The organism is Mycobacterium sp. (genome assembly GCF_032159565.1).
Lineage (GTDB): Bacteria > Actinomycetota > Actinomycetes > Mycobacteriales > Mycobacteriaceae > Mycobacterium.
The window spans coordinates 1-6900 of sequence record NZ_JAVHWR010000206.1; the positions used below are offsets into that span (position 1 = coordinate 1).

The 6900-nt window shown below is 65.2% G+C and carries 4 protein-coding genes and 2 pseudogenes; 4 read left to right on the forward strand and 2 right to left on the reverse strand.

Annotated elements, in window-relative coordinates:
- Positions 1-248 (forward strand): annotated as a pseudogene (locus tag QOC76_RS27635) (glycerol acyltransferase); the annotation flags it as partial.
- A 19-nt stretch (positions 249-267) separates the two neighbouring features.
- Positions 268-608, forward strand: a pseudogene (locus QOC76_RS27640) (PPOX class F420-dependent oxidoreductase).
- A 477-nt stretch (positions 609-1085) separates the two neighbouring features.
- On the opposite strand, the gene QOC76_RS27645 reads toward QOC76_RS27640, so the two are convergent.
- The gene (locus tag QOC76_RS27645) at positions 1086-1850 is read right to left on the reverse strand and encodes an SDR family NAD(P)-dependent oxidoreductase (protein ID WP_526362520.1); all 765 of its coding nucleotides are present in this window, start codon (positions 1848-1850) and stop codon (positions 1086-1088) included.
- Between the two features lie 58 nt (positions 1851-1908).
- On the reverse strand, positions 1909-2841 hold the full coding sequence (locus QOC76_RS27650) for an NADP-dependent oxidoreductase (protein WP_526362522.1): 933 nt from the start codon (positions 2839-2841) through the stop codon (positions 1909-1911).
- Between the two features lie 404 nt (positions 2842-3245).
- Between QOC76_RS27650 and QOC76_RS27655 the strand changes: the two genes are divergently transcribed.
- Entirely contained in the window at positions 3246-6035 is a 2790-nt protein-coding gene (locus QOC76_RS27655) for a helix-turn-helix transcriptional regulator (RefSeq protein WP_526362524.1), read from the forward strand.
- A 256-nt stretch (positions 6036-6291) separates the two neighbouring features.
- Entirely contained in the window at positions 6292-6714 is a 423-nt protein-coding gene (locus QOC76_RS27660; RefSeq protein WP_526362526.1) for an organic hydroperoxide resistance protein, read from the forward strand.
- Positions 6715-6900: the final 186 nt, after the last annotated feature.

Below are 6900 nucleotides of genomic sequence, written 5' to 3' on the forward strand. Positions count from 1 at the left end.
CGCAGCGGATGTATCTGCGCTTCGCTGCCCCCATCGACACCACCAAACCCGCGCGGATCTCCGAACAGAAGTGGATCGCCACCGTCAAACAGAACACCCAGGCATCACTGGAGCAGGCCCTGGCCGAGCTCCTGGTGATCCGCAACGGCGATCCCTACCGCGAACTGAACCCACTGGCCTGGCGCACTGCGACCCAGCCGCCAGCCGAACGGAAAGGCGGCCTGAACCATGGCTCCCACATTCGCTGAGATATCCAAGGCCCGCTAGATCCTGCTGACCACGTTCACCAAGGATGGCCGGCCCAAGCCGACCGCTGTCGGGGCCGCTCCCGACGGCGACCGCCTGCTCGTCCACACCGAGGAAGACTCGTGGAAGGTCAAGCGGATCCGTAACACTCCGCGCGTTACCGTGGCGGTGTGTGACATGCGTGGGCGGCCCAAGGGTGAGCCGGTCGAAGCAGTGGCGAAGGTCCTCGACAAGGCGGACGCCGCGGATGTGCAGCGGGCTATCACGGAGCGCTACGGGCCATTCGGCCGGCTGCTCGACGTATACCCAAAGCTGCGCGGGGTGGAAAGAAAAGCATCGGGATCGAACTCAAGGCTGCGTAACTGACGCTCGGGCTGGATCCGGTGTTATCCCCAGAGCAATTTTCATTCACAGGTTGGGTTCGGATCGCGGCGTCCGGTCAGTGGAGCCGTACAGATTCGCCCGTATCTTCGATGAATCGCCGACGGGGGATCTCATGTCGGCCGCCGAGGGCACCATCAGGTTGAAACACCTCGCTGATGTCGCCCGTCGCGGTCTGAGCTGAATCGGTCCAAGACACGCAGACCCGCTGAGGGAATAGCGCACGTTCGGAATACGTGCACTCCGGCGGTAGAACGAGCGGAATTGCGCCTGCTGCAACAACATTGCGCGATTGAAGAACAGCTAGTTCCTGGCTGAGGGGGGTGCGGCCTCCTTAGGGGCAGAGGTGGGCCTTGAACCAGTCGCGAAGTGCCCGCGTTTGATCATCACCAGCCGCTTGGGTTCGAGCGCACGCTGGCAAGCCTTGAGAGGTAGGTCGGAGACCGCGCCCTGTGGCTCTACCAAGCCGTCGCGCCCCCGTCGACCGGGTAGTTGGCGCCTGTGATGTAAGACGCCCGGTCAGATGCGACGAAGGCCGCGAGCTCCGCGATCTCCTCGGGTTGACCGAAGCGCTTGAGAAGCGTCTTGCTGGTTATCGCGTCGCGGGCCGCCTGGTCGTCGCCGAGGTCGCGGTCGCTGGCCGGGGTCAGGAAAGGCCCGGGACTGATTGCCACCGCGCGGATCCCGTGGCGCGCGCCTTCAAGTGCGAACTGTCGGGTCATGGCGATGACGCCAGCTTTCGCTGCGGCATGCCCGCCAATCGGCGGGATCTCTGCGGCGATCATGCCTGCCACGGACGCGACGTTGATGATGACACCGCCACCGCGCCGGACCAGGTGCGGCCATGCGAACTTCGACACGAAGAAGGGAATGTCGAGTTCGCCACTTATGGTCGCCCGCCAGTCACCGATAGAGAAATCGGGCATCGGACCGAAGTGTTGGATGGCCGCGTTGTTGTAGACCACGTCGAGCCCACCGTAGGCGGCGACGGCATCCTCAACCATCTTTCGCGCCTGTTCGGGGTCGGTGAGATCGATCGGTGCGATGCCAGTCATCTCGCCGCCGGCGCGACGTACGAGTTCGACCGTCTCGTCGTTGGCTTCAACCTTGATGTCGGACCCGACAACCTTTGCGCCTTCTCGCGCAAAGGTCTGTGCCGCGACGCGGCCCAGACCTCCTCCGGTGCCGGTGATCAGCACGACCTTCTTGTCAAGTAATCCCATAGCTTCCTACCCGTCTGAACTATCTCGGGCCCTTCCTATCCAGTTGTGGAATGCGCCGCTACGGCAGTAGGACGATCTTGCCGTTGAGGTGGCCTGTGTTGCTTGCGTCGAGCGCGGCTGCAGTTTGTGAGAGCGGGAACGCGCGCCAGATGGGGACACGCAGCCGTTGATTCTCGAGAAGGGAGACAATCTCGCGAAGGGCGGGGCGCGGGTCATTTCCCGGCCCGCCGACATAGATTTGGATGCCGGCGGCGGCGGCGTCGAAAGCGACGAGAGTGAGAACGCGGTCGGGTCCTCCCGCCAGTTTTATCGAGACCGGGATCTCTCCCCTGCCCGACGCGTCGAGCACAGCGTCGACCCCTTGCGGGGCAATCGACAGTACGCGTTCGAGAAGCCCGTCGCCGTAGGCGACGGGCACGGCGCCGATCGAACGGAGGTACTCGTGATTGGGCTCGCTTGCTGTACCTATCACGCGCACACCGCGGGCGGCTGCGATCTGGACGGCGAAGGTGCCCACACCGCCGGCGGCGGCATGGACCAGCAACGTCTCGCCTGCGCGGATACCGAGTTGCTCAAGCACGGCCCACGCGGTGCCCCCCGCGCCAGCTAAGCTCCCAGCCACTTCCCACGGAAGGTCAGCGGGTTTGGTGATCAGATTTGCCGGGTCCGCCAGGACGACCTCGGAGAAGGAGGGCGTGAGTGAGCTGCCGAGAACTTCATCGCCCACCTGGAACGCTGTGACGCCGTCGCCGACCTGGCTGACAACCCCGGCCACATCGGAACCCAGGCCGGCAGGCAGTGCCAACGGGATCATCTCGCGCATTTGGCCCTGCATCATCTTCCAGTCGACGGGATTGATGCCCGCAGCCCGCATAGCGAGCCGTACCTGCCCGGGACCCGCCGTCAGCGGACGGGTATCGACCACTTTGAGCCCGTCGGTGCCGCCGTATTCGGAGAACTGCACGGTGCGTGTCATCTGCTTCTGTCCCATCTGACTGGTCAAACCGGCACGGAAATCGGTTGCGTCATATGTCTTCTGGGAGAAGTCCGCGCTTCACCGCATCCGACACCATGTCGGCACCATGCGGTACAAGCTGCCGGGATCAGTACCAGTCGCTGTGCCCCTTGATGGATAATTGTCCCCGCGGCCGGTAGACAATTCCACCCGTGTCAGCACCAGTCACTCCCCGGGTCTGGTCTCGACGCGTCAAGGGCGATTGGCGCGAGAGTGGGCCGGTTTGCGACAACTCCATCCGCGCACACTCGGGTGGACTCAGTGCGGCGGAAGGCCGTCGACCCCCCGGATCAGCTCACCTTCCAGTTCGCGAAGAAAGATCACGATATTGTGGACGACAATGCAGGGCCATGTGCGTAAGTTCGACCACCGCGACAATCTTGACGTTGAAGTGGCCGGTGTTGCTGGCATCGAGTGCATCTGCTCCGCCGGGCGGGTATAGCAAGGTGATCCCGGCCCTGCTCGGCCGGCACCGGGAGTGCGCCGCCCTCGACACCGGACTCGCAGCCCTTCGTACGGGCCAGAGTTGGACATTGGTGTTGCGTGGCGAAGCCGGGGTGGGCAAGACCATGCTGCTCAACTACCTCGTTGCGAGGGCCGCGGGGTGTCAGGTGGTGCGCGCCGCGGGTGGCCAGTACGAGATGGAATTGGCATTCGCTGGGCTCCACCAGGTCTGTGCCTCGATGTTGGATCGAGTGGACCGCCTGCCGACTCCGCAGCGCGACGCACTGCTCACCGCTTTCGGGGTATGCGCCGGGAAACCGCCGGACCGGTTCCTGGTCAGCTTGGCGGCGTTGGGATTGCTGGCTGAGTTCGCACAGGAGCGCCCGCTCGTCTGCGTGATCGACGACGCGCAGTGGCTTGACCGCGCCTCCGCGCAGGCGTTGGCATTCATTGCCCGCCGCCTGGAGGCCGAATCGGTGGCCTTGGTCTTCTCCGTCCGAGGCGTAGACGACGAAGCAGGGTTAGCGGGCCTGCCGTCACTGGTCGTTGAGGGTCTACCTCCCGTTGATGCACGCACGCTGTTTCATTCGGCGGTTTTCGGGCCGGTGGACGAGCGGGTGATCGACCGGATCGTCGCCGAAACACGCGGCAACCCACTGGCCCTGCTGGAGCTGCCCCAAGGATTCACACAAGCCGAGCTGTCGACGGGGTTCGCGCTGCAGGGTGCGCGCATGCTGTCCGAACAGATCGAGGAAAGCTACCGACGGCGACTGGAACTGCTTGATCCTCAGACCCGGGAGCTGTTACTGATCGCGGCCGCGGAGCCGCTGGGTGATCCGGTGCTGCTGTGGCGGGCCGCGGCACAGCTCGGGATTGGTCCGGCTGCCGCAGGGGCGGCATCTTCGGCCGGACTGCTCGAGATGGGCACCCGTGTGACGTTTCGCCATCCACTGCTGCGCTCCGCAATCTATTGGGCCGCACCGGCAGAACAACGCCGCGTGGTACACCGCGCCCTGACAGATGCCACCGACGTGGACTGCGATCCCGATCGCCACGCATGGCACCGCGCCCAAGCCGCGTCCCTGCCCGACGAGGGCATCGCGGTCGAACTGGAGCGTTCCGCCGACCGCGCCCAAGCGCGTGGGGGCCCCGCCGCCGCGGCCTCTTTCCTCGAGCGCGCCGCCCAGCTGACTCCAGAACCCGCGCGGCGCGCCGAGCGCGCTTTGGCCGCCGCGCGCGCCGCACACCTGGCCGGCGAGCCGGACACGGCGGTGAGATTGCTTTCCATCGCCGACGCGGGACGGCTGGACGAACGGCTCAGCGCGCAGGTCGACGAGCTACGAGCACAGCTGGCGTTCGCGAGTAACCGTTGCGGCGACGCTGCCGAGCTGTTTCTGCGGGCGGCTACGCGGCTGGCGCACTTCGACGCCGGACTTGCCCGAGACGCCTATCTGGACAGCCTCGCCGCGGCCCACCATGCCGGCCCGCTGGCAGGCGACAAGGGCCTCCCGCACGTAGCGCGGGCCGCACGCGCCGCCCCCTCATCGGCACAGCATCCGCGCCCACACGATCTTCTGTTGGACGGATTGGCGACGCGCTTCAGCGACGGATATTCCGCCGGAGTGCCGGCGTTGAAGCGGGCGCTGCGCGCATTCGTTGGCCCGGAGCTAACTACGGAAGAAAGCCGCCGTTGGCTCTGGTTAGCCCACGCCATGGCCATCGATCTGTGGGACGAGGAGACATGGGCGGTACTGCCTGACCTACAGGTCCGCCTGGTAAAAGATGCCGGTTCAGTCGCCACGCTGCCCTTGGCATTGTCGATGCGCATTGCGTCGCACACACTGCTCGGCGAGCTCTCGGCGGCCGCGTCGCTGATCGCCGAGCTCACCAAGGTCACCGAAGCGACCGGCATTCTCGCGCCGTCCGGTGCCGGCCTGTTAGCCGCTTGGCAGGGTCGAGAAGCCGAAGCGGTTGCGGTGATCGATACCACCAGCGACGGCGCCGTGAGTCGCGGCGAGGGCATCGGCGTGGCCGTCGCCGGCTGGAGTAAGGCGCTGCTCTACACCAGCCTCGGCAGATATGAGCTCGCAATCGACGCTGCCCATCAGGTCATCGTGGACCCACAGGAATTAGGGGCTTGCACGTGGGGAGCACTCGTCGAAACCATCGAGGCTGCCAGCCGCTGTGGGCAAGTAGATCTGGCGTCGCAGGCCTTCGAAAGGCTCAGCTCGATGACACACGCCAGCGGCACCGACTGGGCGCTAGGCATCGAGGCACGTTCGCGGGCGCTGCTCGATGGGGCAGCCGCGGAAAACGCCTACCTGGAGGCGATTGAGCGCCTCAAACGCACCCGGATTCGCGGGGAACTGGCTCGCAGCCACTTGCTCTTCGGCGAGTGGCTGCGCCGCCACCGCCGAGGAATTGACGCGCGCCACCGCCTGCGCACCGCCCACCACATGTTCACCGTGATGGGCGCGGAGGCGTTCGCCCAGCGCGCCGCCCGGGAACTGCAGGCGGCAGGCGGGACGGCCCGCAAGCGCAAGGCGGCTACCGACAGTCAGCTCACCTCCCAAGAGGCCCACATCGTCCGACTGGTTCGCGAAGAACTCTCCAACCAAGACATCGGCGCCCGGCTCTTCATCAGCCCCCGCACCGTCGAATGGCACATAAGCAAGATCTTCGCAAAGCTGGGCGTCACCTCGCGCCGGCAACTTCAACGCTATTAAGTCCCGATAAGCCACTCCCATGCGGCCCGTGTTGCGACCCGGGGCTCCACGGATGCAGCCGCATGTCCCAGGCAGTCAGAGTTGATCGCACCGTCAATTGCATAACCGGCCCGAATCGGCGCGCACCTCCACGACTGATGCGGGTGCGGAACTCTCCTCTCGGGAAGAGCCGCCGTTATGAATCAAGAAGGGTGGAACAGCGTGCCGGTGACCATGGCACCGCTCGTGCTCAAAGGCCCCACGAAAAGGAAATCCCTTGAAAGCTCTCTACACCGCCGAAGCACTGACCACCGGTGACGGACGCAACGGGCACGCTCGCTCATCCGACGGCAAGCTCGATCTCGAACTATCCATCCCCAAGGAGATGGGCGGCAGCGGCGTCGGCACCAACCCCGAGCAGCTGTTCGCCGTTGGGTACGCGGCCTGCTTTCACTCTGCCCTGCGGATGATCGGCCGCCAGGACAAGGCAGATGTTTCCGACTCGGCTGTCGGGGCGCGTGTGTCGATAGAGAATCTGGACAACGGCGGCTTCGGCCTTGCCGTCGAACTTGAAATTACGCTGCCCAACGTCGACCACGCCACTGCGCAGCAGCTCACCGAGAAGGCTCACCAGGTCTGCCCGTACTCCAACGCGACCCGCGGCAACGTCGACGTCATCCTGACTGTGACCGACGACTAACCGCTATCCCGGGCAGGCGCATCACGAATTATGTTGCGCTACTGGCCGACCGCTTGGCTCTGGGGGACTATCTCGCTAACGGTGTTTCCGGCGGTTTTCATCAGTAGGTTTCGGCCGCCGGGAAACGGTCGCCGAAGGTGATAGCGAACGCGTTGAGCGCTGGCTTCCACCGCATCATCCATCGTG

What these genes read in the sequence shown, in the direction of transcription:
- QOC76_RS27645 (WP_526362520.1), bottom strand. Translation starts at nt 1,850, where the DNA reads ATGGGATTACTTGACAAGAAGGTCGTGCTGATCACCGGCACCGGAGGA.
- QOC76_RS27650 (WP_526362522.1), bottom strand. Translation starts at nt 2,841, where the DNA reads ATGGGACAGAAGCAGATGACACGCACCGTGCAGTTCTCCGAATACGGC.